This window comes from Syntrophorhabdaceae bacterium (genome assembly GCA_035541755.1).
Classification (GTDB): Bacteria; Desulfobacterota; Syntrophorhabdia; order Syntrophorhabdales; family Syntrophorhabdaceae; genus PNOF01.
Map to the genome: position 1 here is coordinate 1 of DATKMQ010000033.1, position 24123 is coordinate 24123.

At 53.4% G+C, this 24123-nt stretch carries 22 protein-coding genes; 13 read left to right on the forward strand and 9 right to left on the reverse strand.

All coding sequences use genetic code 11. From position 1 onward, the window contains the following. The 3 genes from VMT62_02665 to VMT62_02675 form a co-directional block, all read left to right on the forward strand. Window positions 1-193, forward strand: a 193-nt coding sequence (locus VMT62_02665) for a diguanylate cyclase (protein HVN95306.1), incomplete at its 5' end; no start/stop codon positions are given. A gap of 25 nt (window positions 194-218) precedes the next feature. Next, window positions 219-695 carry a ferritin family protein gene (locus tag VMT62_02670; protein HVN95307.1) on the forward strand — a complete coding sequence of 159 codons (477 nt, stop codon included), beginning with the start codon at window positions 219-221 and terminating at the stop codon, window positions 693-695. A gap of 38 nt (window positions 696-733) precedes the next feature. Beyond that, window positions 734-1231: a cyclic nucleotide-binding domain-containing protein gene (locus VMT62_02675; GenBank protein ID HVN95308.1), complete on the forward strand. Its 498-nt coding sequence runs from the start codon at window positions 734-736 to the stop codon at window positions 1229-1231. A 101-nt stretch (window positions 1232-1332) separates the two neighbouring features. On the opposite strand, the gene VMT62_02680 is transcribed toward VMT62_02675, so the two are convergent. The 3 genes from VMT62_02680 to VMT62_02690 form a co-directional block, all read right to left on the reverse strand. After that, window positions 1333-2091, reverse strand: coding sequence for a TSUP family transporter (locus VMT62_02680; GenBank protein ID HVN95309.1), 759 nt, complete (start codon window positions 2089-2091; stop codon window positions 1333-1335). Between the two features lie 62 nt (window positions 2092-2153). Continuing rightward, a complete protein-coding gene (locus VMT62_02685) occupies window positions 2154-3215 on the reverse strand; it encodes a branched-chain amino acid aminotransferase (GenBank protein ID HVN95310.1) in 1062 nt (353 codons plus the stop codon). 519 nt (window positions 3216-3734) lie between these two features. Further along, window positions 3735-4271: a DUF192 domain-containing protein gene (locus tag VMT62_02690; protein ID HVN95311.1), complete on the reverse strand. Its 537-nt coding sequence runs from the start codon at window positions 4269-4271 to the stop codon at window positions 3735-3737. Between the two features lie 141 nt (window positions 4272-4412). Here VMT62_02690 and VMT62_02695 point away from each other — a divergent pair, with 141 nt between their 5' ends. Beyond that, window positions 4413-4823: a cupredoxin domain-containing protein gene (locus VMT62_02695; GenBank protein HVN95312.1), complete on the forward strand. Its 411-nt coding sequence runs from the start codon at window positions 4413-4415 to the stop codon at window positions 4821-4823. Window positions 4824-4939: 116 nt separating this feature from the next. On the opposite strand, the gene VMT62_02700 is transcribed toward VMT62_02695, so the two are convergent. After that, window positions 4940-5731: a class I SAM-dependent methyltransferase gene (locus tag VMT62_02700; protein ID HVN95313.1), complete on the reverse strand. Its 792-nt coding sequence runs from the start codon at window positions 5729-5731 to the stop codon at window positions 4940-4942. Window positions 5732-5876: 145 nt separating this feature from the next. On the opposite strand from VMT62_02700, the gene VMT62_02705 reads away from it, so the two are divergent. The 3 genes from VMT62_02705 to VMT62_02715 all read left to right on the forward strand — a co-directional run bounded on the left by VMT62_02705 (window position 5877) and on the right by VMT62_02715 (window position 9152). After that, window positions 5877-6542, forward strand: coding sequence for an MBL fold metallo-hydrolase (locus tag VMT62_02705; protein ID HVN95314.1), 666 nt, complete (start codon window positions 5877-5879; stop codon window positions 6540-6542). A gap of 342 nt (window positions 6543-6884) precedes the next feature. Next, window positions 6885-8630, forward strand: coding sequence for a response regulator (locus tag VMT62_02710; protein HVN95315.1), 1746 nt, complete (start codon window positions 6885-6887; stop codon window positions 8628-8630). Between the two features lie 252 nt (window positions 8631-8882). Then, window positions 8883-9152, forward strand: a complete 270-nt coding sequence (locus VMT62_02715) for a hypothetical protein (GenBank protein ID HVN95316.1) — start codon at window positions 8883-8885, stop codon at window positions 9150-9152. A gap of 128 nt (window positions 9153-9280) precedes the next feature. On the opposite strand, the gene fdhD is transcribed toward VMT62_02715, so the two are convergent. From fdhD to VMT62_02740, 5 genes are all read right to left on the reverse strand, one after another. Beyond that, window positions 9281-10084, reverse strand: a complete 804-nt coding sequence (fdhD, locus tag VMT62_02720; GenBank protein ID HVN95317.1) for a formate dehydrogenase accessory sulfurtransferase FdhD — start codon at window positions 10082-10084, stop codon at window positions 9281-9283. Between the two features lie 217 nt (window positions 10085-10301). Then, window positions 10302-11630, reverse strand: a complete 1329-nt coding sequence (locus tag VMT62_02725) for a YhjD/YihY/BrkB family envelope integrity protein (protein HVN95318.1) — start codon at window positions 11628-11630, stop codon at window positions 10302-10304. A gap of 153 nt (window positions 11631-11783) precedes the next feature. After that, window positions 11784-13742, reverse strand: a complete 1959-nt coding sequence (locus VMT62_02730; GenBank protein HVN95319.1) for a response regulator — start codon at window positions 13740-13742, stop codon at window positions 11784-11786. A gap of 62 nt (window positions 13743-13804) precedes the next feature. Then, on the reverse strand, window positions 13805-14941 hold the full coding sequence (locus tag VMT62_02735; protein HVN95320.1) for a GAF domain-containing protein: 1137 nt from the start codon (window positions 14939-14941) through the stop codon (window positions 13805-13807). A 23-nt stretch (window positions 14942-14964) separates the two neighbouring features. After that, window positions 14965-17406, reverse strand: coding sequence for a chemotaxis protein CheB (locus tag VMT62_02740; GenBank protein ID HVN95321.1), 2442 nt, complete (start codon window positions 17404-17406; stop codon window positions 14965-14967). 497 nt (window positions 17407-17903) lie between these two features. Here VMT62_02740 and VMT62_02745 point away from each other — a divergent pair, with 497 nt between their 5' ends. The 6 genes from VMT62_02745 to VMT62_02770 all read left to right on the forward strand — a co-directional run bounded on the left by VMT62_02745 (window position 17904) and on the right by VMT62_02770 (window position 24086). Next, window positions 17904-20018, forward strand: a complete 2115-nt coding sequence (locus VMT62_02745) for an AAA family ATPase (protein ID HVN95322.1) — start codon at window positions 17904-17906, stop codon at window positions 20016-20018. A gap of 15 nt (window positions 20019-20033) precedes the next feature. After that, window positions 20034-20744 (forward strand): FadR/GntR family transcriptional regulator, encoded by a 711-nt coding sequence (locus VMT62_02750; GenBank protein HVN95323.1) that lies wholly within the window; start codon window positions 20034-20036, stop codon window positions 20742-20744. Between the two features lie 102 nt (window positions 20745-20846). Further along, a complete protein-coding gene (locus tag VMT62_02755; protein HVN95324.1) occupies window positions 20847-21485 on the forward strand; it encodes a 2-oxoacid:acceptor oxidoreductase family protein in 639 nt (212 codons plus the stop codon). Between the two features lie 46 nt (window positions 21486-21531). Next, on the forward strand, window positions 21532-21861 hold the full coding sequence (locus tag VMT62_02760; protein ID HVN95325.1) for a 4Fe-4S binding protein: 330 nt from the start codon (window positions 21532-21534) through the stop codon (window positions 21859-21861). A gap of 15 nt (window positions 21862-21876) precedes the next feature. Then, the gene (locus tag VMT62_02765) at window positions 21877-23070 is read left to right on the forward strand and encodes a transketolase C-terminal domain-containing protein (GenBank protein HVN95326.1); all 1194 of its coding nucleotides are present in this window, start codon (window positions 21877-21879) and stop codon (window positions 23068-23070) included. Between the two features lie 29 nt (window positions 23071-23099). Next, window positions 23100-24086 (forward strand): thiamine pyrophosphate-dependent enzyme, encoded by a 987-nt coding sequence (locus VMT62_02770; protein ID HVN95327.1) that lies wholly within the window; start codon window positions 23100-23102, stop codon window positions 24084-24086. Window positions 24087-24123: the final 37 nt, after the last annotated feature.

A 24123-nucleotide genomic window follows, 5' to 3' on the forward strand; every position in this document is an offset into this window, starting at 1 on the left:
CGCAGAGAGGCTTAAACAGGCGCTCGATGAGGCGCTTCCTATTCCCTGCGGCAATCAGGATGTCTTTCACCCGTCGCTTTCCATGGGGATAGCGGCGATGAAGGCCGGCCAGACACCCGAGACGCTCGTTCAGGCAGCCGATAGAGCAATGTATCGGGCGAAGAGTAGCGGCAAGAATTGCATTTCCGAATAAGAAACTTGAGTCCAAGGAGAGCCACATGAAGATTTTCAACGCCGATGACATCATTCAATTTGCCATAAGAGTGGAGGAGGACGGGGAAACCCTGTATCGCAAGGTAGCTGAAACCGTGAAGGATAAAGATGTGCGTGAGCTCTTTCTCTTCCTTGCAGGCCAGGAGGTCACGCACAAAGCCGTATTCCAGCAGATGCTCTCCGGGATAGAGACGCTGCCACCGGCAGAAACATATGACGGTGAGTACGTTTCCTACCTCAACGACTACATTGACGGTAAAGTGATCTTTACGGATAAAGTGAAAGGCGAGGCGATTTCCACGGGGAAAGATACTTTATCGGCCATTACGTTTGCCCTCAAGCGGGAAGCCGATTCAATCCTTTACTATCAAGAGGCTAAGCGATTTATCGCTCAGAAATACCATAATGCTGTGGACAAGATTATCGATGAGGAACGCAAACACTTCGTGAAACTCTCCGAGCTCAGGAAAAAGTACACGTAACATATGTCCTCCACAGACCTGACAAACCATAGTCCTCCATGAACAAGTTCAGACCACTGGAAGACATTCAATCCGTTCTGCCGATTCTATCGGAAATCGCGATATGGGGCGGTGTCTCCGAAGAGCAACGCGACAAGATCTTCAAAAGGCTTGAGACAGGCGTGTTCAAAAAAGGAGAGTATGTCTTTCAAAAAGGGGACGAGCCATCATACATCTACATCGTGAGAAACGGGAAGATCGGTCTTTTGATCGGTCAGGGAGAGGTCAATCTTGAAAAGACTATCTTAACGGCCGGTGCCTGCTTCGGCGTAGCCTCTCTGATGGCCATGCAAAGGCACACGTCCACTGCCGTAGCCCTCGAAGAAAGCGAGGTAATGGCTCTCTCAAGGCAGTCTCTCCTTAAGTTGAGACACGATGACGTGGAGCTCTTCGTTCTTCTCATGATGAATATCGCACGTGAGCTCGCTCGTCGGCTCAAACTTACAGACGACATCCTGCTCCAGTATATGTGCGAGCACAGGGATGCGTCGCAGTGACACACTTGAGACCATAAGTCCGGCTCTGACGACAATACCGAACCCGCACTCTTCATTCTTTGAAAAGTCCGCATAATAGTCTATGCGAGTGAGATACCCTATCAGTGAAACACATCATATCCGACCTTGATAATCAAAGCCGTAACCATGACCAGAAAGAAGACTCTCACAAACCGGTTGCCTTTGAGAATGGCGAGTCTCGTCCCCGCTAAAGAACCGAGCATATTGCAAAGCGCCATGAAAACGGCTGCTTTGTAAAATATGTGATTGGTAAATCCGAAGTAGAGCACGGCTGACAAATTTGTGGCAAAATTGATGATCTTGGAAGAGGCTGAGGCGGCAAGAAAGTTAAACCCGAAGACCCCGATGAAGATGAAGATGAGAAAACTGCCCGTGCCTGGTCCGAAAAATCCGTCATAAAAACCGATCACCACACCCATACAGATGCTCACGGCGTACTGCCTTGCCGCGTTCAGTCTCGGGGCGTGCAGGTTACCGAAATCCTTCTGTATGAAGGTGTAGAATGCGATTGCCACGAGCATGAAGAGGACGAGTGGCCGCATGACCTTAGGATCGATGATGCTTGCCGCTCTCGCCCCCACGAACGAAAAAACGAGTGCCGCGCACGTGGCAGGAAGGGTGGCTTTCCATTGGATTTCGATGTGGCGCGCGTACTGAGCAGACGCCACGGAGGTACCGGCGATAGAAGCAAATTTATTGGTGCCGAGAAGCGTGGCCACGGATAGCTGGGGCATAAAGACGAGGAGCGCCGGGAGTTGTATGAGCCCCCCTCCTCCGGCCACCGAATCGATGAAACCGGCGGTGAATGCAAATCCGCAGAGTATCCAGATTTCAATCATGGATATCTCCGACCGGAATGTTGCCTCTTAACCGGAAAGGATCGGCCGACATATCGCGCGGTTCAGACGGTAAGACACCACCCGAAGAGATCCGGCTTTTCGCCGTACTGCATGCCGGTAATCTCGTCGTAGAGTTTCTGCGACAAAGGACCGATTTCACCGCTGTGTATGGTAATCATTTCGCCTTTATGGTGGATCCATCCCACTGGAGAAATAACGGCTGCAGTGCCGGTTCCAAAGACTTCCTCTAAGGTGTTATTTTTGGCTGCGGCAAAAACCTCGTCGATGGCGATCTGTCTTTCTTCGACCGTCACGCCCCAGTGGTTTGCAAGAGAAATCACCGAATCGCGGGTCACGCCCGGCAGAATCGAGCCTTCAAGTGGGGGCGTAATAAGTTTGCCGTCGATGACGAACATAATATTCATGGTGCCCACTTCCTCGATATATCTGTTCTCTGCGGCGTCAAGCCAGAGCACCTGTGTAAAGCCCTTTTTCTTCGCCTCTTCACCTGGCAGAAGAGACGCCGCGTAATTGGCAGGCGTTTTCACATCTCCTAACCCGCCCTTGACTGCGCGGACGTATCCGCCCGATGTAATGAGCTTGACCGGATTGATGCCTTCTTTGTAGTACGCGCCCACGGGCGAGGTAATGATCATGAAGTTATAGGTATAGGACACCCTGACGCCGAGAAAGTTATCCGATGCGAAGACAAAGGGGCGTATGTAGAGGGAGCAGCCTTTTTTGTCGGGTATCCAGGCCTGATCCAGGCGCACGAGTTCCCGGATGCCGTCAATGAAGAGCTCATACGGGATAAAAGGTATGCAGAGACGCTTATTGGACCTGTTGAAACGCTCGTGATATTTGTCGGGACGAAACAAGTTAATCTTACCGTTCACCGTCCTGAAGGCTTTGAGGCCTTCAAAGACCACCTGTCCATAATGAAGCGAACACAGGCTCGGCTCTACCTTGATCTCGCCGTAGGGCATAATCGCAGGTGTACCCCATGCGCCCCCGGCATAATGCACGGTAAACATATGATCGGAGAAATCCACACCGAATTCGAGCTTATCAAAGTTGATCTTGTCTATCTTGCTCTTTTTTATTTTCTTCACTTCAATGTCCACGGTAAGTCCCCTTTGTACAATCGATTTGCAGCTCATCGATAGAGCGTGAGCCTGCTCGTTTGTTGGTTTTTCTTGAGAAAAAGGTATCACTAATTGACCTCACGGTCAAATGAAATGTAGGACCAGACATATTCGATTTTCCAGGGGTAATCTTGAAACAGCCGGTACTCGGCATCCATTTGAACCAGATGGGTGCGGATTACAATCTTTTTGTCCATACGCTAAAGAACCTTGAAACAGGCGGGCGCAGTCGCCGGCCAAATCGCGCCGTGGGGAACCTTATAAAAAGATTGGCAGTTTCCGGATCGATTTCGGTTATAGAAAACGTGCATAAAAGAAGAAAGCTAAGGAAATACTTCAATAAATTCAGCCTGTTTCGAAACACCGGGCAAAGACCTAAATTGCGAAAAAATTAGAATCTTTAAAGACTTACAGTGCGCTTTCTACAATTTTTCAACAGGTTTTACACAGGTTTTGTGGAAAACCTTGCAGGCCGACGGGTCATGAAGGGGATATGGCTTAGCGCGGGCTCCGCTCGATCTCTATCACGGAGTCTGTCCGGATGTTACATGTTCTTGCCCTGCCCGCTTTGATCTCGAACACGTACTGGACGGGAATCTCGGAGCTTATGGGCGTCTCATCAAGGGGCTTAGCACTGTAGTGCACATGCTTGACGTGCCTGTCACTACCCACAAAGACCATATCCAGGGGGATATAGGTGTTTTTCATCCAGAAGAAACGCGTGTCGTCATCCCTGTACACGAAGAGCATACCCGAATCAGGTGATAAGTTCTTGCGGAACATGAGTCCGCGCATCTGCTCTTCGTCCGTCATGGCGAGCTCCGCTCTGAACCGGCACAACTCGCGTCCTTTGCCGTTTGAGAAAATCACCGTCACGTCGCTATCTCCCTGAGCGCGGCAGCGCTCCGTGAGGCATACCGCGCCTGAGACCAAAAGGCAGAGGACGAGACAACAGACTGCATAGCCCCGATTCAATCGCAGGCACTGACCGATCACGTGCACTCCCCACAAGCTCTTTTCATGCGCATGTGCCATTCTACCATAGTCTTTTCTGTGTGTCAGCAGTCGGTAACCAGAGTAAAGTCCCTGCGGAGCACACAAAATGTCCATCTTGACACGCTCTATCTTAAGCATTAGAAATCATATGAGTCGCCGCTTTCGACCTAAGGGGGCCATATGGGCATACAAAGGGCATTCGTCCTCACCTGTATTGTAACGGTTTTTCTCGTCGTATCAGTGTGGGGCCAGGGAAAACAGTTCGTTGCGGTAGTTGATCCGGACGGAGTGCAACGCGTTCAGATCACGGCCGGCAATTATTTCTTCGACCCGAGCCGGATCACCGTGAAGGCGAACGTGCCCGTGGAAATGACGATAAAGAAGGAACCGGGGGTCACTCCTCATGACATTATTCTCAAAGCCCCTGAAGCGGGCATAGACATCTCTCAGGAATTGAGTACGGAACCGGCTACAATCACCTTCACTCCCACTCAGACGGGTGATTACATCTTCTACTGCGACAAAAAGTTCCCCCTGTTCAAGAGCCATCGGGATAGAGGAATGGAAGGCCTGCTCACGGTTGTGCCTTAAGAAATTATCCATCAGGGATTTTTCGAAGTCTTACGGCCGGCCGAGAGAAACCTTACGCGTGAGGGAAAGGGGTCCTGCGCAGTCTCGCACGATCAAAGAGAGGGACCTGATTTACGTCAGGGGGTGCAGAGAAACATACCGGTGTCTTTGGTTACACGAATACTTTTTCGCTCGTTGAATATCTTCTTCAAATATTCCCTGAAGGCCTCTGCATCATTTTCCCCGAGCATGACCGTATCGTCGAACATATCATTGAGAGACAGAAAATAATTGACGATCGGATCGATCTCATTGACCTCCAGGGCGTTCTCATATCTTCTGAGCTCAATATTGCCGAATACGTGACTTAGCTGCTCACGTCCATTTTCAAGCGAAAAAGGGTTCTTTCTTCTTACCGGCGATTTGCCCATACCCTCGAGAAACCGATGAAAGATGACATTGAGTTCAAGCATGTTGTCATCGCCGTATGTTGTCGTCGCGAAGAGGCCGTCCTTCTTCATTATCCGCCTGATTTCCAACAGAGCCCTGGCTCTGTTTTCCACATGGTAGAGCATCAGATTGGCCATGACCACATCAAAGCGATCATCTTCAAAACCGATATGTTCCGCGTGGACCACATGATAGGAGAAATTGCGGGTGAGCCTCGATAAATTGTGTTGTGTCTTTTCAAGCATGCCTTCGGAATAGTCGGAAAGCGAAATGTCCCAGCTTGCAGGAATCCTGTCCCTGTTTGCGAGCCAGACAAGACCGGTTCCGCAGCCGAGTTCGAGGATCTTCATGCCTTGTCTTTGCGGCAACTGATCGAATATCCATCTGGACCAGGAGTGCGGGTTCGTCTTGAACTTCGCGTTGAGATAGACGCGGGCATCGAATCGTGAGGAATCTTCGTATTGTTTCTTGTTGAGCATGATACTTATCATAGCACAATTAGCGTGAAAACGAGAAGAGATACATATTCCTCGTGCATCGACCGCTTTATCGGATACTATCGGGCCCAAATTATGGCATATTATATTGATGCGGCAGGAGCGTATTCATGAGAGAGTTTACCGTGTGGCCGGTCCCGATATGACCGATCCACGCGACAGCGCTGTTTATCTTATCGATCTCGGCGAGCCCGTGCTCATCGACTGCGGCTCGGGGTTCGCCTTCGAGAAGATCTTGAAAAATATAGAACGGTTAGGGTTTGATCCGGCGCTTATCAAGAACATCGTTCTTACGCACTGTCACGTGGACCACATGGGCGGCGCGCATCTGTTCAAATCTCATCTCGGGTCGCGACTTATCATGCACGAATTGGATGCCGTAATCGCCGAACAAGCGGACCAACGGCTCACCGCTGCCTTCTGTTTCAACATCGATTTTAAGCCCCTTCACGTGGACACGAAACTCAAGGGAGATGAGGGGTTTCTTATTTTCGGTTTAAATAGGCTCGCCTGGCTTTTGACCCCGGGCCACACGCCGGGTTCAATCTCCCTGTACGCTGACATCGACCGCAAGAGAATTCTTTTCGCCCAGGATATCGGTGCGGCCCTCCTCAAAGAGTTCGACTGTGACCCCGTAAGCTGGCTGCGCTCTGTCCGGAAACTTGAGGCCCTTGATGCCGACATCCTCTGTGACGGTCACTCGGGGGCATACGGGCCCAGAAGGACCGTCAAAAGATATCTCGAGCTCTGCGTGAAATCCCAGGCGGAACAGGGCTATATAGAGCTCACGTAGGTGAGCCCGCCCTCGTGTCTCACCCATGATTCTCTAAAACCGGACCCGACCCGTCGTTATCACGGTGAGAAACGAGCGTAGCCCCTTCACTCGATTTCTTGCCGGGTGCTCTTTTTTCAGTTGTCAAGGCCATTTCCAGATGGTATAAGTTTAGTGGCGGGCAGCAGGCGTCGGACGTGCTCACGAGTTACGGTAAGGAAAATCAGGGCCATCCGAATACTGAGACTTGAAAACAAAAAACCGATAATGCAACCACGGTCTCCTACAATATTTCGCTCTTCCCCTGTTCGAACGATATTTCTTTTCATCCTCTTGCTTGCAATGTACGCGATCTTAGCCACTATGGCCGGCAAGCATGCAAGCGCATTGACTCTCTCTAATCAAGAACGGGGCCTTTCCAACGGGTCCTACGAAGGCGCAAAAAGCGTAGTTCGCAGCGCAGTCTATGACAATAGAATGCTCTGGGAGGCGAAAGCGAAGTTTCTTCTCTTCAGCCTCTCTGTCATCGGCATCCTTCTGCTCGCTATCCTCGGGTGGACGTGGTCGCTGAGAAGACAGGTAAAGATTCGAACCGCGGAGTTAAGAAAAAGTGAGGAGCGTTACCGCCTGCTTGTGGAAAATGCCTCTGAAGGCGTCATGGTGGTCATCCGCGAAAAGATCGTCTTTATTAATCAAAGGGCACTTAACATCTTAGACTCTTCCGAGGAAGAGCTGAAAGCCAGGCTGCTCACCGATATCGTTCATGCCGAAGACCAGAATATGGTCCTTGACTTCTACCAGAACACGCTGAACAGGGAAGATGTGGTGCTTCAATACCCTTTCAGGATCGTTAACAGTAAGGGTGAGGCAAAATGGATTCTCAATAATTCTGTAAAGATTGAATGGGAGGAGGCAACGGGGGTCCTCAACATCTTTACGGATATTACGGAAAGCAAGAAACTTGAGCAACAGTTCCTCCAGGCGCAGAAGATGGAGGCGGTCGGCCAGCTCGCGGGAGGAGTGGCGCACGATTTCAATAACATCCTCACCGCGATCATGGGCTATGCGAACCTTTTGAAGATGCGGCTCGGAAAAGAGGAATCTCTCAGAAAATATATCGACAACATCCTAACATCGGCGGAGCGGGCGGCAAACCTTACCAAAAGCCTGCTTGCCTTCAGCAGGAAAGAGGCCGTGGATCCCAAACCCACGGACCTCAACGAAACCATCGTGAGCGTGGAAAAGCTCCTATCAAAATTGATCGGTGAGGACATCGACTTTGTGGTGAAATTACACGGCGACGGTTTGATTGTCATGGCCGACAGCAATCAAATCATCCAGATTTTCATGAACCTGGCCACGAATGCCCGCGATGCCATGCCCAAAGGGGGAAGACTCACCGTTTCCACGGACATCATGGACATGGACGATGCATTCATACAGGCTCACGCATTCGGTAGGAAGGGCCTGTACGCCCTTATCTCGTTCGAAGATACTGGCATGGGGATGGATGAAAGGACCATAGAGAGGATTTTCGAGCCGTTCTTTACCACAAAAGACGTGGGAAAAGGCACGGGGCTGGGACTGGCCACGGTTTACGGCATTGTGAAGCAACAGAACGGTTACATCAACGTGCAAAGCGCGCTCAATCAGGGCTCAACCTTCAGAATCTATCTTCCCATCGTTTTCTCCGATCTCGAGGAGGTCAAGCCTGCCAGGGCCATTCATGTGGTGGGAGGTAGCGAAACCATCCTCATAGGGGAGGACGAAGAGGATATCAGGAAGTTTATCAGAGAGATCCTGGAAAGCTACGGATATAAGGTAATCGAGGCCGCAGACGGCGAGGAAGTGGTAGAACGGTTCATAGAGCATGAGGAGAGGATCGACTTACTCATCCTCGACATTATCATGCCGAAAAAGAACGGCATGGATGCCTACGAAGAAATCAGAAACAGGGACGGTAACCTGAAAGTCATGTTTATGAGCGGCTATGCCTCTGATTTTATTGAAAAAAAGGGTATATCAGAGAAAGACATCCGTCTCTTATATAAACCCGTGGAGGTCGACACCCTGCTTACCGAGATACGCAATGTTCTTGACGAGAAGTAGGCTCTATCCAGCTTTTTTTTCGATTAAAGCGGGCAAACGCTATGTTCCCCTTGTCAATCCCATGGAATTGAATTATTATAGGTATATGGATCGGTTCCCCACTATAGCGGGGTATAGGGATTTTATTCTTTCCGGGTTCTTTTCTCTTCCGCACTATAGTGTGTTTCGAATGGGATAGGTCCTAAGCGCATGCATCTTCTTCTATCCCCACAAGAAGCATAAACCATTAATGAAAGCCGCACGGAGGCAAGCATGGAAGGCAGCAAACTGTATGTCGGGAATTTAAGCTATTCTGTAACGAGCGAGCAGTTAAAAGAGCTATTCTCAGGTGTCGGTCAGGTCGGGGACATCAGGATCATCGAAGGCAAGGGCTTCGGGTTTATTGAAATGGCCACGCAAGCAGATGCCGAAAAGGCGAAAAAGGAGCTGGACGGCGCCCAGTTCATGGGACGTACCTTGAAGGTCGATGAGGCCCGTCCGCAGAAGGACAAACCCCGGGGAAGGGGCCCGCGCAGATACTAACAGGGGTTTCGAAGCTCTTCCAAGACAGACCGGAGATTTCCGTCTTTCCTGCGAGAAAACCCAGAACAAGATGAAAACGACAGGGGCGTAGCTCAAAACGAGGCTATTCCTGCGCGCTGCGAGTGTCGTTACATGATAATGCGATCGGGGGCGCTATAGATCTTAAAACGCCCCCTCCCTGAGAACTTGACGAGCGTCAAATCTATGGATTGGGCGAGCTCTGCCGCGAGCAATGTGGCCGACGACATGCCTATCAAGATCTCGGCCCCAAGGCGGGCAGCCTTCTGGACCATTTCATAACTTAACCTTGAAGTGAGAAAGACAATGGCGGCCTCTTGCACCTTTTTCACGAATACGAGATTGCCTATGGCCTTGTCGAGCGCGTTATGTCTTCCCACGTCTTCGGAAAACGAGAGAAGTTTCAAATGCCGGTTGAAGAGCGCCGCGGCATGTGTGGCGCCCGTCAAGCGAGAGACTTCCTGATGATCTTCGACAGTTTTTCGAAGCAGTTCCATACTGTCGGTATCGATCGTCACGGTCTTTTCACGCTTTTTCAGCGCCACGTGGATATCCTCTATCATGTCTTTGCCGCATATGCCGCAGCTCGAATAAGTGGTTAGACGCTTCTGTTTTATGGTGGGGCCCCGGGTGGCCATTCTCGCCTCATCAAGTGTAATCTCCACGCGATTGCCCTTCTCCTCCTGGCAGTAGTTTACGAGCGCCACATCGTCGATTGAGTCTATAGTACCCTCGGTAAAACAGTAACCCAAAGCGAGGGGCATCTCCTCGCCGGGCATGCGCATGGTAAGATAGTAGGGGCTCCCGTTTAAGAATATCTCCATGGGCTCTTCGACCACGAGCAGGTCTTCGGTCTCTGATCTTATCCCCTCTATTAAGCCGACTACTGGAACTTCCATTCTGTTCTTTCGCATGTAAGCCTCTCTATGGTGCCGTCGTTACCGTCGCGTCAATCCAAACTTCTCCTGAAGACGCCTTATTATATACCAGACCATAGGTGAGTTAAAGCGCATCTCATACGCTTGACGCCCGGAATCGTCGTTATCTATCCCCGACCTGCTTGTTGAGAATCGTGCTCCGCCGGCTGATGGGTAGACGCCCCGCAAATCTCAGGCGCCAAGGCGGCAATCGTCATATGTCCTTTAGCTTCACGTTCGCCGATGAGGCCGCCATGGCTTCGGAGATCATCTGCATGGAGAGTGAAATCTTTTTCGATTCATCGGAGCGCGCCTCGGGGAGCGTATTGCCCCACCTGTTCTCGTAGGCGTCGAGCACCTTTTTGATAGTGATGTCTTCAATGCTCAAGGCGGGCTGGAACGAAGCGTCCTTTCTCACCCCCTTAGCTATCTCGGCCACAAGGCCGATTAAAGCAAGATCGGCAAGCATCTCCCTCACAAAGGAAAACGGGATTTCGAGGTTGTGGGCGATTTCCCGCGCCGTAGCGGGCTTCTCTCCCGCTGCAAACCTCTTGACGATGAGGTGGAAGATTCGGAGCAGGAGAATCTTCTTTTGCGCGTCGCTTAACCGGGAATAGTCGGGGTGAAAACCGAACGTCTCTTCGTTTTCACCGGCGCTTGCGATCTCGGCCCCGAAAAGCATGATCATCCAGCTTGTCTGCAGCCAGCCGAGAAAGAGCGGCAGAGCAGCGAAACTGCCGTAGATAGCGCCCTGGCTCGCCACCCCTATTTGAAACTTGATGTAGACCCATTGGACAATCTGAAAAAGGGTGCCTGCGACAACAGCACCCAGGATGCCTGAGCGCACGGGGATCCTCTCATTCGGCATAATCAGGTACAGGGCAGTAAGCAAAAACCAGATGGTGAAGTAGGGAAGTAGCTTCAACAGGAGGAATATGAACGAGCTGAACATCCCTAAGAGGCTGATGCTCTGCACGATAACCTTTATCTGGCCGGTCGCTGCTATGGTAACGCTGCTCGAGATGGCAAGAAGCACGGGGGCAAGGATCATGATTGCGAGATAGTCGGTAAACTTCCTCACAAGGGTCCGCGGCCTTTTTACCTCCCAGATAGTATTGAACGAGTCCTCTATCTTTCCAAGGATGGAAATTACGGTCCACAGGAGCAATACCACCCCGACCCCGGCGATGATGCCGCCTTTGGCCTGATTGAGCACCGAATCGGCAAAGCCGATGATCTGGTCCGTGACGTTCGCCTGCCAGTGTGCCTTGTCGGCCATGTCAGCGATCTGTTTGACTACAACCTTTTTTAAGCCAAAACCCTTGGCCATGGCAAAGACGACTGCAACCAGCGGCACCACGTTGAGCAGCGAATAATAGGTGAGTACCGTGGCTATCCTCGAACAGTCATGCTTCATGTAGGTACGGATGGCAAGCATGACGACCCGGACACAGCGGATGGCGTACATGGTGACCGCCGGGCGGTCCTTGAGCGACATCTCCCATATGCCGGTTCTGAAGAAAGCTATGGCCCTCGTTATCATAAACGCCCCTCCTGTCTACTTTTTCATAATGGGGGAAAACAGTCAAGCTAATTGTTACGGCTCGTCACGTCAGGCCGGTGAAATCCGCCTTTGAAGGTATCACGTTTGAGATTGGGGGAAACGTGGCGGCTATGCGGTCAAATACAATTGGGCTTAAGGTTTGTGGTCAAGTGTCCGTCTTACTGCCTCGGCGAGTTCCCGTTTTGCCAGTGGTTTCATGAGAAACTCTCTGATCCCGGCGCGTTTCGCTGATTCAGAGTCGATGTCGTCGGCGTGTCCGGTGCAGAGGATGATGGGCAGGCCAGGGCGCGCGGCGAGAAGCTCTTTGGCGAGGTGCAATCCAGCGAGCCCGGGCATGCTCAGATCTGTGATCACAAGGTCAAATTTGGAAGGGTCCTCAAGGACGAGCTTCAGGGCATCCGCACTGTTCGTGAAAGCTGTGACGGTATACCCGAGCTTCTCTAACATCTCCTTGCCCAATTCTGCGAGCATCTCTTCGTCGTCCACGAAGAGGACAGTTTCGTGACCCGTGGGCACTGCCCCTGAAGCCACTGGTTCATAGGATTCTTCTGTATTCGCCCTGGGGAGAAGAATGTGGAAGGCGGTGCCTTTTCCGGGCGTGCTTTCTACTGAGATATACCCTTGCAGGCTTTTTACGATCCCGTAAACCACGGCAAGCCCCATGCCCGTGCCCTGGCCTACCTCCTTGGTCGTGAAGAAGGGTTCGAATATCCGCTCTAACACGGCCTGCTCCATGCCCACTCCCGTGTCCCTTACCGAAAGTTCAAGGTAGTTGCCGGCCTTTAAGTCGAGGCCGCGCACAGGCCGGGCATCGGATAAGGCTATGGAGAGGGTACCCCCGTCTGTCTTCATGGCGTGAGCCGCATTGGTGGCCAGGTTCATGATAATCTGCTGGATCCCCGTGGCATTGGCGAGGATATTGTCTGACGTTGTGGCGATCTTGAGCTTGATCGAGATCGTCGCGGGGATCGAGGCCCTAAGGAGCTTTACCGTCTCCTCGATAATGGGCGTGAGCCTTAGAGCGGTTATTTCGTATGCGTCTTTGCGGCTGAATGAGAGCAGTTGTTTGATGAGGTCGCGTCCCCTGAAGCTACCCTTGAGCACGAGCTCCAGATAGCGACGTGCGGGACTGTCGGAAGAAAGATCATCGAGCGTCATCTCAGTGAATCCGATAATTCCGGCCAAAATGTTGTTGAAGTCATGGGCGATGCCGCCCGTGAGCGTTCCCAGCGCTTCCATCTTCTGGGCCTGACGGAGCTCTGTCTCGAGGCGCTTACGCTCCTGGACTTCCGTCTCGAGCGAATTGGTGGTGCTCCGCAACTCGCTGGTGCGCTCTTTCACGCGTAGTTCGAGTTCGTCTCTGGACTTGCGGAGGTCTTCTTCAATCGCTTCTCTCACCCGGATTTCGGAGGCAAGTCGGGAGTTCGCGGACTCGAGTTCCGCGGTTCGCTCTTTTACGAGTTCTTCCAGGTTCGCCCGGTACCGCGTAAGTTCCTCCTCCACTTTTTTTCTGGCGGTCACATCGCTTACCGCCACACGGCAGGTCAGGCTGTTTTTCTCGTCTCTCGAGCATGTTCCTTCGAGGCGGACCCAGATGGGATCGCCGCCGTTTCTTTGCATTCTTAATTCCCATGCCTGGGGCGATCCGGATTCGTAGAGCAGTTTACGGTAGTAGTAGTCCTGATCCTGCTTCACGATGAACCGGGAGAACATCTTGTTGATAAGCTCTTTTCTCCCTCTCCCGAGAAGGCGGGTAAGCGTCAGGTTCGCCTCGAGGATGAGCCCCTCATGAGAGATGGTGCAATAACCCATGGGTGCCAGGTCATAGAGTTCGACGTATCTGGCCCTCGATGCTTCAAGCCGCTCCTGGGTCTTCTGAAGCTCCTCATTCTGCATGGTGAGTTCGACTTGATGCACCCGAAGCTCATGGAGGATCCGGCGGACCTCTTCGGGAGGCAGGGTCTCAATCTCGTAGAGCTCTACCTGTTTGGCTTTTGGCTCGGCCACGTTTCTCAGACGTGTGAGGTTACAAGGGGTCTCCGAGGGGGGCGGGGACTTTTCGCCGTTAGACGGATCACGCTCTTCCGTCATGGTCCCTCCTCACCGTAAGGCCCTTGCGTCATTGCATTTTTGGTGCGCATTCTCACCCAAATTTAGGCCCTGGATTTACCCCTGCCAAGATACCCGTCGGCCCTTATGCGTTCGATCACATCCACGGCGAGTCGCCCGATCACGTCCAGGCGATTGAGTTCCCGCTCTTTGGGCTTGTGGGGGAGAATGTAGTGGACGGAGAACATCCCGATCGCACGGCCGTCCGATCCGGTGAGCGGAGTTGAGATCACGGCCTTAACCCCTGCCTCACGCATGATCTTCTGTGCCTCCGGATCTTCGAAGATGGGGCTGGTCACCACGTCTTCCACCACGACCCGCTCCCCCTTCTCCATGGCGGTCCCGCAGACACCTTTACCCTTACCGACATTCTGCCAGTAATCGATCCACCGCTTTTCGAAGCCATGGTGCGCCTTGATCTGAAGCGTACCGGATGCACTATCGACAAGCTGGATAGTCCCCATGTCCGCGTGAGCAGCGGCGACTGCCGCATCCACGATCTTTTGCAAAAGGATCTCAGGGCCCTCCCGTCGGACGAAGGCCGACCCTATCTCGCTCTGGAGCTCCATGGCCTTGAGATCCTGGGCGAGTTCCTCCTCGGCCGTCTTGTGCTCGGAGATGTCGGTTGCGGTACCCACCCATTGCACAATGGCTCCGTCCGCATCAAGCAGGGGCACGGCGCGGGAGGATGTCCAACCAGGGCTCGCGTCTACGCGGATTACGCGATGCTCCAGCCGGAAGGTACTTTTCGTTTTGATCGCCTCGTTGATCGCCGCGAGCACCTTCGGCTGATCCTCGGCAAGGATGTATCGCTTAAGCCAGGCACGGCTTGGAGAGTCTGTATCGGGAATGAAATCGCGCCCGTGGAGTTCACGCATCTCGCTCCAGTCCGGGTTCATGCGATAGACCACATCAGCGCTCGCCGTGACGAGGGCCCGGTAGAGGGCTTCGTTCTCCTCAAGCGCTTCCTGGGTTCTTTTGAGTGCGTCGATATCGACAAAGGTAAGAACCGCCCCCTCGATCACGTTGTCGAGCGTCCGGTAAGGCATGAGGCGCATGGCATACCAGAACCCGCTTTTGGTCTGAACCTCCACGTCTTTCGCGATCAAGGTATCGAGGACTTCCCGGGTGTCATCCGCCAGACGGTCATATCCGATGAGATTGGAGACGAGATGGCTCACGGGCCTGCCGACATCGCTCGGGATCAGGTTGATGATGCGGGGGTGGCCTGGGGGGTAAAACGCAGAATCCTGAGCGCGTGGTCCACGAAGACCGTGGCAATGCCGGTGCCGGCGAGCAGGTTATTCATGTCGTTGTTCGCACGGGTGAGGTCGCTCACTTTGGCCTGCAGCTCGGTGTTGACGGTCGCCAGCTCCTCGTTCACCGACTGGAGCTCCTCTTTGGAGGTCTCGAGCTCCTCGTTCGTGGATTGGAGCTCTTCGTTTACGGATTGCATCTCTTCGTTCGAGGACTTGAGCTCTTCGTTGGCCGTCTCCAGCTCCTCGGTCGTGGTCTGGAGGTGCTCTTCCTTGGCCCTCAATTCGTCCTGAAGCACCTGCACACGGGCATCCATGTCTATGGCTTCCCCGTGGGGAGGGGCGGAGGCCGTGGACTCGTGATGCTCGGGAGGCTGGGCATGTTCGAAGATCACGAGGAAGAGCGGTGTGTCAATACCGTCGATGAGACCGGTCTGGAGGGGCCTGACCGTGAGATTGAGCGTAACAGAATCGCCGTTCGTCCTGACCGTGAGGTTCGGGACACGGATGGTTTGTCGCTCGGTTACGGCCTTGTGGAGCGCCGTCGTCAGATCGCGCTTCAATCCCTCCCGGGCCATTTTCAGGATATTGGTCACCGGCGCGTCCCCGGGGGCCGGTTCCAGGTACTGTCCGGTGCGGCCGTGCAGAAAGTAGATGTCCCCATGGGTGCCGACAAGGGCGGCCGCGGGGACGGTTTCGTGGAGTAAGGCCTGCTCGGTGAGTTCTTTAAGCGGCATCTTAGTTATCGCGACCGGTCTGCCCCTCGCGGCCTGGGCCGCCGCATCCACCCCCATATTGGTGAGAAACCGGTTGAGCGCTTGACGCTGGACCCCGCGTAAGTCCTCTTTGCGCTGGTAGAGCTTGAGTTTGCGATCGAGGGTAGCGAAGAGGTCGGTAAATTCGGAGACGGTTTCTGAGGTTCCGAGGAAGAGGAAGCCTCCCGGGCTTAAGGCGTAATGGAAGAGCGGGACTATTTTCCTCTGGAGCTCCGTATCCATGTAAATGAGCAGGTTACGGCAACTGATCAGGTCGAGCTTGGAGAAGGGCGGATCTTTGATCAGATCCTGCTCGGAGAAGACGAGCATGTCCCGTATGGCTTTATGAACCCGGTAAGCGGCGCCGTCTGGCTCTATCGAGAAGAAACGGGCGAGCCGCTCGGGCGTGATGTCGGAAGCCACGCTCGCCGGGTAGACGCCGGAGCGGGCCTGGGTAAGGGCGGCACTGTCGATGTCGGTCGCAAAGACCTGCACCTTGAAGCTCCTTTTGATGGCCTCCTGCTGCTCGGCGAGCAAAATTGCGAGGGAGTAGGCCTCCTCACCTGTCGCGCATCCGGGCGACCATACGCGGATTGTGGAGTCTTGTGGTCTGCCTGCGAAGATTTTCGGGATCACCCTCTCCTCCAGGGCGCGGAAGGCCTCGGGATCGCGGAAGAAACTGGTGACACCGATGAGCAGATCGCGGAACAGGGCATCCACCTCCGCCGGTGTGCGCTGCAAGAAACCCACGTACCCATCTAAGCTGTCGATCTGGTGCACGGCCATGCGCCGTTCGATGCGCCGGCTGATGGTGCTCGGCTTATACTGCGAGAAATCGTGGCCCGTCTGGGAACGCACCAGCACAAAGATCTTCTTGAGCGAGCCTTCGGTCCGCGCCTCGCGGGCGCCAGCCACCACAGGAGGTTTGCCGAAGGCGTGGGTCACGTATGCGATGAGCTGGGAGGGCATCTCTGAGGGCGCGAGCTCATAGTCCACAAGTCCCGTGGCAATGGCGCTGCGCGGCATGCCGTCATATTCCGTGCTGGCGGGATCCTGGGCCATGACCATGCCTCCCTCGCCCTTGATGGCGCGCACACCTAACGTGCCGTCGCTGCCTGTCCCTGAGAGGACGATGCCGATGGCCCGCTCATGCAGGTCCTGGGCAAGAGAGCGGAAGAAAAAGTCGATGGGAAGCCGCTGGCCACGGGGGGCTGAGGGCTCAAACAGCTGGAGGGCTCCGCCTATGAAGGCCATATCTCTGCCCGGGGGGATGATATAGGTGCAGTTCGGCTCGACCTCCATCCCATCCGTGACCTCCACGACCTTCATGCGCGTATACCGCCTCACAAGTTCGGTAAGGATGCTCTTGTGGTCCGGGGCCAAATGCTGCACGAGCACGAAAGCAATGCCAGGTTCGACGTCGGCGGACATACCGGAGAAGAAGGCCTCGAAGGCGGAGAGGCCGCCGGCTGAGGCGCCTATGCCCACGATGGGGAACTTCCCCACGACCCCTTCACCTTCGGACATACCTTCACCGACATTAACTGCCTGCGAACTCGAGGCTGTCTGGCTTTCGTCTTTGTTGGGTTCTTTTTTGTCGGGTTCTTTTTTGTCGGGTTCTTTATTCTTTTTCATAGAGATTTCCCCTCGTTGCGCTTTGATCGTACGTCTCAAGCGCCTTTATTCGGCCTTCTAAATTATCAGTCCGATTCATTGGCCTGCCCCCATGGAGCGCCACGTGTTATTCAATCCCTAGCCATTACTTCAAATTGCTCGCCGGATCATGTCGCATTTAGTTAATTATAAAGCAGTTTGGAGGAAAGAAAAAGGATTTTCGCGTTTGCGAATTGCCTTATAAGAACTGTTACCCAAAGGGTGGTGATGCAGAGATCGTTGACTCATATTTGATGGCCCCGAATACGCACCCGTAATGAAGAGGCGTCCTATACCGGTCTCGCGATCGAGGAGACAATGAACGTAAGACATGCAGCAGAATCATAGGACCCAGGGGTAGGGGGAGAGGGCCCGTTCACAGGTGATTTGAAGAATGTGCTTGACTGGCTGGAGATCATCTGTTTATAATATCATCTGATGTTTAGACCACTCTAAGTCTCCGGCATTTAAGGATTTTAATGGACACAGTGGTAAATCTCAAGGTCACCGAGGCCTTTGCCGATGATGTCGGAAAGGGTCTCGCCCGGCTCAATCCGGAAGACATCAAGGCCATAAATGGCGTGCTCGGCGATGTTATAGAGATTAGCGGAGACAAGAGCACCGTGGCCAGAATCACCGGTACCCTCCCCGATTCGCAAGCAAAAAAAATGATTCAGATTGACGGCATCACCCGGGACAACGCAAAGACCGCTATGGGAGGAACCGTAAAGGTAAAAAAGCTTTCCCGAAAGACAGCCGTCACCGTGGTCATCACCACTCTCGATTTTACCAGTACACTACCGGAAGAGAGGGACCTCGAGCACTTCGCGCATGTGTTGCAGGGCCTGGCCGTCATCATGGGCGATAAGATCAACATTCCATTCCTCGCTGGCAAAGAGCGATTCTTCTTGGTAGAGGCGACCGCTCCGACCGGTGGGGTTATCATCAATCAGAAAACCAAATTTGTCTTGAAGAAGCCCGACTTTGTGCTGGAAGGGCCCTCACGCATCTCCTATGAAGACATAGGCGGCCTCGAAAATGAGCTTAAGCTTGTGAGGGAGATGGTAGAGCTTCCACTCCGCTACGCTGAGGCCTTTGAGAAGCTCGGCATAGAGGCGCCGAAGGGGGTACTTCTCTACGGACCTCCGGGCACGGGAAAGACCCTTATTGCCCGCGCCATTGCGAGTGAAACAAAGCTCCATTTCATCAAGGTCAATGGGCCTGAAATCATCCGAAAATTCTACGGGGAAAGCGAAGCAAAACTGAGAGAGATATTCGAAGAGGCGAGCCTCAAGGCGCCGAGCATCATCTTCATCGACGAGATCGACGGCATCGCACCCAAACGCGCTGAGGTGTTGGGAGACGTGGAAAAAAGGGTGGTAGCTCAGCTCCTTGCCCTCATGGACGGCATGGTCTCACGCGGACACGTGATCGTCATCGGCGCCACGAATATTCCGGAGGTCATCGATCCGGCGCTGCGCAGACCGGGCCGCTTTGACCGCGAAATCGTCATTCCCGTACCGAACGTGGAGGGAAGAAAAGCGATCCTTAATATTCACAGTCGTCGCATGCCTCTCGACACGGATGTGGACCTTGATCGTCTCGCCGGCATCACCCACGCATTTGTGGGGGCCGACCTGGAGGCCCTGTGTAAGGAAGCCGGCATGGTAGCACTCAGAAGATACCTCTCCCTTGAAGGCGAGAACCATATCGACGCAATGCTTACGAGCAACGAACCGCTCCATATTACCATGGAAGACTTTCTTACAGGCCTGAGAGAGGTGGAACCAACGGCAACGAGAGAATTCTCCACGGAGAGGTCCACCGTAAAATGGGACCACGTGGGAGGCCTTAGCGCAATCAAGCGCTCTCTCGTCGCTATCGTTGACTGGCCTACAAAATATCCGGAACTATTCGCGGCGGGCAAGGTGCTCCCGCCCAAAGGAGTGCTTTTTAGCGGACCCTCGGGCACGGGCAAGACATTGATGGCAAAAGCCCTGGCGGGTGAGACAGGACTCAATTTCATCTCGATCAGTGTGCCCATCCTTTTCTCCAAGTGGCTCGGCGAATCGGAAAAGGCGCTCCATCAGATATTCAGAAAAGCAAAACAGTCTGCACCGTGCATCCTCTTCTTTGATGAGATAGATACACTCGGCACAACGCGAAGCACCGTAAGCGAAGGCGGTGCCGTGGCCGAACGCATGGTCACACAGTTCTTAAATGAACTCGACAACTTAAGCGACCTCTCCCAGGTCATCGTTCTTTGCGCCACGAACCGGGAGGATATCCTTGATCCCGGGATCTTGGGCGCGGGCAGGCTCGATTACATTCTCAGGTTCCCCATGCCGGATAAAGACGACCGGCTCGAGATACTGAAAGTCCATCTGAGGGGGAGACCGCTTGATAGTGATGTCAACCTGGAGGAGCTCTCCGGCCTCACTACAAACATGGCAGGCTCCCAGATCGCCTCCATCTGCCGTGCCGCCGCCATGATGGCAATCAGCGAATCTATTCAACTAAAGGCGGGATCACCGGCGGACTTTGTCATCAGCGCCCGGCATTTCAAGCAAGCCACAGAAGACGCACAACGTTAAGGAGGGACATCACCCATGCTCAAAGAAGTGAGGAAGAAACGGGCCTACGAGGACATCGTGACCCAGATCAGGACGCTCATCGAAAAGGGAAGGCTCAAGCATGGCGACCAGCTTCCCAACGAAAAGGAGCTTTCGGAGACCTTCAAGGTATCCCGCTCCACGGTGCGCGAAGCAATCCTCTCACTGGAGACCCAGGACCTCGTAGAGAGACGCCAGGGTGACGGCACTTACGTCATGGCCACGAGCGAAGAGGCCATCGTTAAGCCCCTGGCTCAATCCATCTTCCACGAAAAAGATGACATCATCGATATCTTCACGTTACGCAAAATTCTTGAACCGGAAATCGCCAAACTTGCTGCGGAACATTCCACGCAAAAGGCGATCCGCGATCTGGAGGATATCGTAAACAAGCAGGACAAAAGCCTCGAAGGGGGGAAGAACCCCGTGAAGACGGATTCCAACTTTCATTATGCCCTGGCCCAAATGTCTAAAAACAAGGTCCTGGAACGCCTGCTCATGGCCCTGGTAAGGATTCTTCGCAGGACCCGTGAGGAATACCTTCAGAGCGAAGAGAGGAAACGAAAATCGCTCGCCGGGCACAGAGCTATCCTTGCGGCCATCAAAACCCGCAATGGGACAGCCGCGAAACAGGCCATGCGACGTCATTTGGAGGAGGTGGAGGATGCCGTATTCAAGCAGAGAGAAGGAGGTGAGACGGAAGTCTGATACGCGTTGAATCTGCCTCGCAGATTCGAGCGCGTTAATGTTCCGGTTTATTTGGGATCAACCAAAGGCTGATCAAACCTTAATCGAAGGAGGTAGAGGTTTATGGCTAAAGTAACTGAAATAACCGTTTGGACACGAGGGGTGGTGATGGACAAAGAAGCGCGCGATATCGCCAACGCCTTTGGCCAGGCAGCGAAGATGGAAGGAAAATTCGTCCAGGCTTTTGACAATTACGAAGACCTGCCTGATCGCGTGCTGGTAACCACCAGGAAGTATGTGAGAATCAGTGATGAGGAGATAGAGATGAAATACCTCTATACCAATGCCCATCCTGATGTGGTAGTCATCGCCGAACCGACGATCGTCAAAGGAATCAATATTCTCAAGGGCATGCCCGAGGGGGGATTGCTCATCATCAACACAAATCGTCCCATTAATTACATGCTCCAGTTCATCCCTAACGCCGATATTTTGGGGGCCGTTGCTACCGTTGATGCAGACGGCATCTCAGGCATACGGACCGTCGATTTTTCCGGATCGGAAGGCGGCGTCGATGCTTCCGGCATAGGGGCCGGCATCGCGGCGCCGATCCTCGGGGCAATGGCCAAAGTGACGGGTATGGCGAAGAAAGAGAACCTTGCCAAAGTTGTAAGCGATGTGGCGGCCATGGAGCGCGGCTTCAGCGAGGTAAAGTTCGAGAAGTTTCGTAAACAACGTGCCGAGTACTCATGGGGGACCTGAAAAACATGGGGTTCGACGTTAACACATCATTAAAAAGGAGAGCACTATGGCTATAAAAATCCCTAAGGATAGAGAAGTCCCTTTCGGGGCAATCACTCCGGCTCCGGTACAGCAACAGGAGCTTTTCATCACATCTAACTGGAGGATTGTCCGCCCGATTATCGACCATGAAAAATGTACCCGCTGTTTTACCTGTTACGCTGCATGCCCGGACTCCTGCTGGTCTTTTAATGAAAAAGAAGATCATATGGAATGGAACTGGAAGTTCTGCAAAGGCTGCCAGATCTGTATCAATGAGTGTCCGTCAGATGCGCTGTCCGCAGCCCCCGAACTCGATTTTCCGGACGGGGTTGTGCGCCTGGAAAAACCCTTTTAGGAAGGAGGAAATATTATGGCTCAAGAAAAGATGCTTAGCGGCTGCGCTGCAGCTGCCCAGGGAGCAAAATTTGCAGAAATAGAGGTTACCGCTTCATTCCCTATTCGTCCCTATACGGCCATCATGATGGAACTTGCCAAGATAATCGCCAACGGTGAACTCGATTGTGAGTTCATACACGGTGAAGGCGAGCACGCCCAGGTTTCTATAGCTCTCGGAGCCTCCGCTGCCGGAGCTCGTGCCTACACAGGCAGTTCTGGTGTTGGCGTCACCTATGCCTTTGAGGTATATAGTCCGGTGGCCGGCGGTCGTTATCCCCTGCAGATGGCCATCGCTGACAGGACCCTCGACCCGCCGGGTGACTTCGGCTCTGAACATACTGATGCAATGTCAGCGAGGGATCAGGGCTGGCTCATGGGATGGGCCGCTACACCCCAGGAGGTGTTCGACAATACCCTGATCAATTTCAGAGTCGGGGAAGATCCCCGTGTTATGCTGCCGCAGTTTGTATGTCAGGATGGATATTTCCTATCCCATATTCCAGATAAGGTCATACTGCCTGAATTATCACAGGTAAGAGAGTTTTTGCCACCCTTCAAAGCTCCGCACCCCTTAAGCCCTACCTGTCCCGTTTCTCATGGACCGCAGATCAGGCCGGACCAGGGAGCGCCTATGGATGCTCAGCGGGCCGTGACTTTTCTGGACGTTCCAAAGGTGATCGAAGAGGCCGTGGCCGATTACAACAAGATATTCAAGCGCAACCTGGACCCATGGCTTGAGAAGTACATGATGGACGACGCGGAAGTGGCCTTCTTCATCCAGGGCGCCCACGCTAATACGTGTAAATCGGCCATCCGCCATTTGAGAGATCAGGGATTGAAGGCCGGCATGGTAAGACCCCGGTGGATCAGACCCTGGCCGACTGACCAGATTATGCAGGCGCTTGCCAATACCAAAGCAGTTGCCACAGTAGAAACGAGCACCTCCTACGGCGGCGCCACCAGAGGCGGAAACTTGATCCACGAGGTGAGCGCATCACTGTACGAGCTCGATAAGAGACCGTTCATCACTTCTTTCATGGCGGGTCTCGGCGGCGATGTCATCCTCCTGGAAGACTTTTACTATATGGCGAAGATATTGAAACAGATGGTTCAGGAAAAGAAAACCCGCCAGAAAGTGTACTGGGTCGGATTTGAAGAAGAAGCATAAAAATATGATCCACAGGGAGGTGTCAAATTATGCAAGCCTTTGATTATAAAAAACAGATCTTAGAACCGATTAAATCTCTGCGAGGCGCGCCCAGGGAAGAGATGTATGTGCCGGGGCACAGGACGTGCGCCGGATGCGGACCGGCCCTCAATTATCGTCTCGTGGCAAAAGCAGCCGGCCAGCACACAATCTTCATCGGGCCCACGGGCTGCATGTACGTGGCCAACTCCAGCTATCTTTGCACGCCTTATGCGGTATCGTGGATCCACTCACAGATCACGAACGGCGGCGCCGTCGCGTCAGGCATCGAGGCAGCCTTCAAGACGCTGGCCCGCAAAAAGAAGTATGATGGTCCGTTTCCCAATGTGATTGTCATGGCGGGTGACGGCGGTTCGGTCGACATCGGACTCCAGGCAATGTCCGCTTTGATGTATCGCGGTCATGACGTGCTCTTTATCTGCTACGACAACGAGTCCTATGCCAATACCGGTATTCAGACCTCACCTACCACACCGTATGGCGCAAATACTACCTTTACCCCGCCTGGCAAGGAGATTCCTGAGGGCAAGACGCTCTTCCCCAAGGACCCGCCCCAACTCGTGATCGGAGGACACCCGCTCGTGAAATACGTTGCCACCACCTGCGTCTCTTATCCCCTTGACCTCATGAACAAAGTGCGTAAGGCGCTAAACGTTGACGGGCCGACCTTTCTCCATATGCTCGCGCCATGCCCCAAAGGGTGGAGGTTCGACGAGAAGCTGACTCTCGAGATGGGGCGGCTCGCCGTTCAGACAGGCATGTGGACGCTCTACGAATGGGAGAACGGGACATACAAATATTCCCATATCCCGAAGGCCTACAAACCCGTTGGCGAGTACATGAAATACCAGGGCCGTTTCACGCACCTCAAGCCGGAACATATAGCGAGGATGCAGGCCTTTGTGGACGAGAAGATACAGAGGATCAAGGCGGTCGCCGTGGAAGCTCCCATTCCCACACCTAAGCAGACGGCCTAATTGGCGCCGCGACAGCTTGGTGGGAATGTTCGGTTGC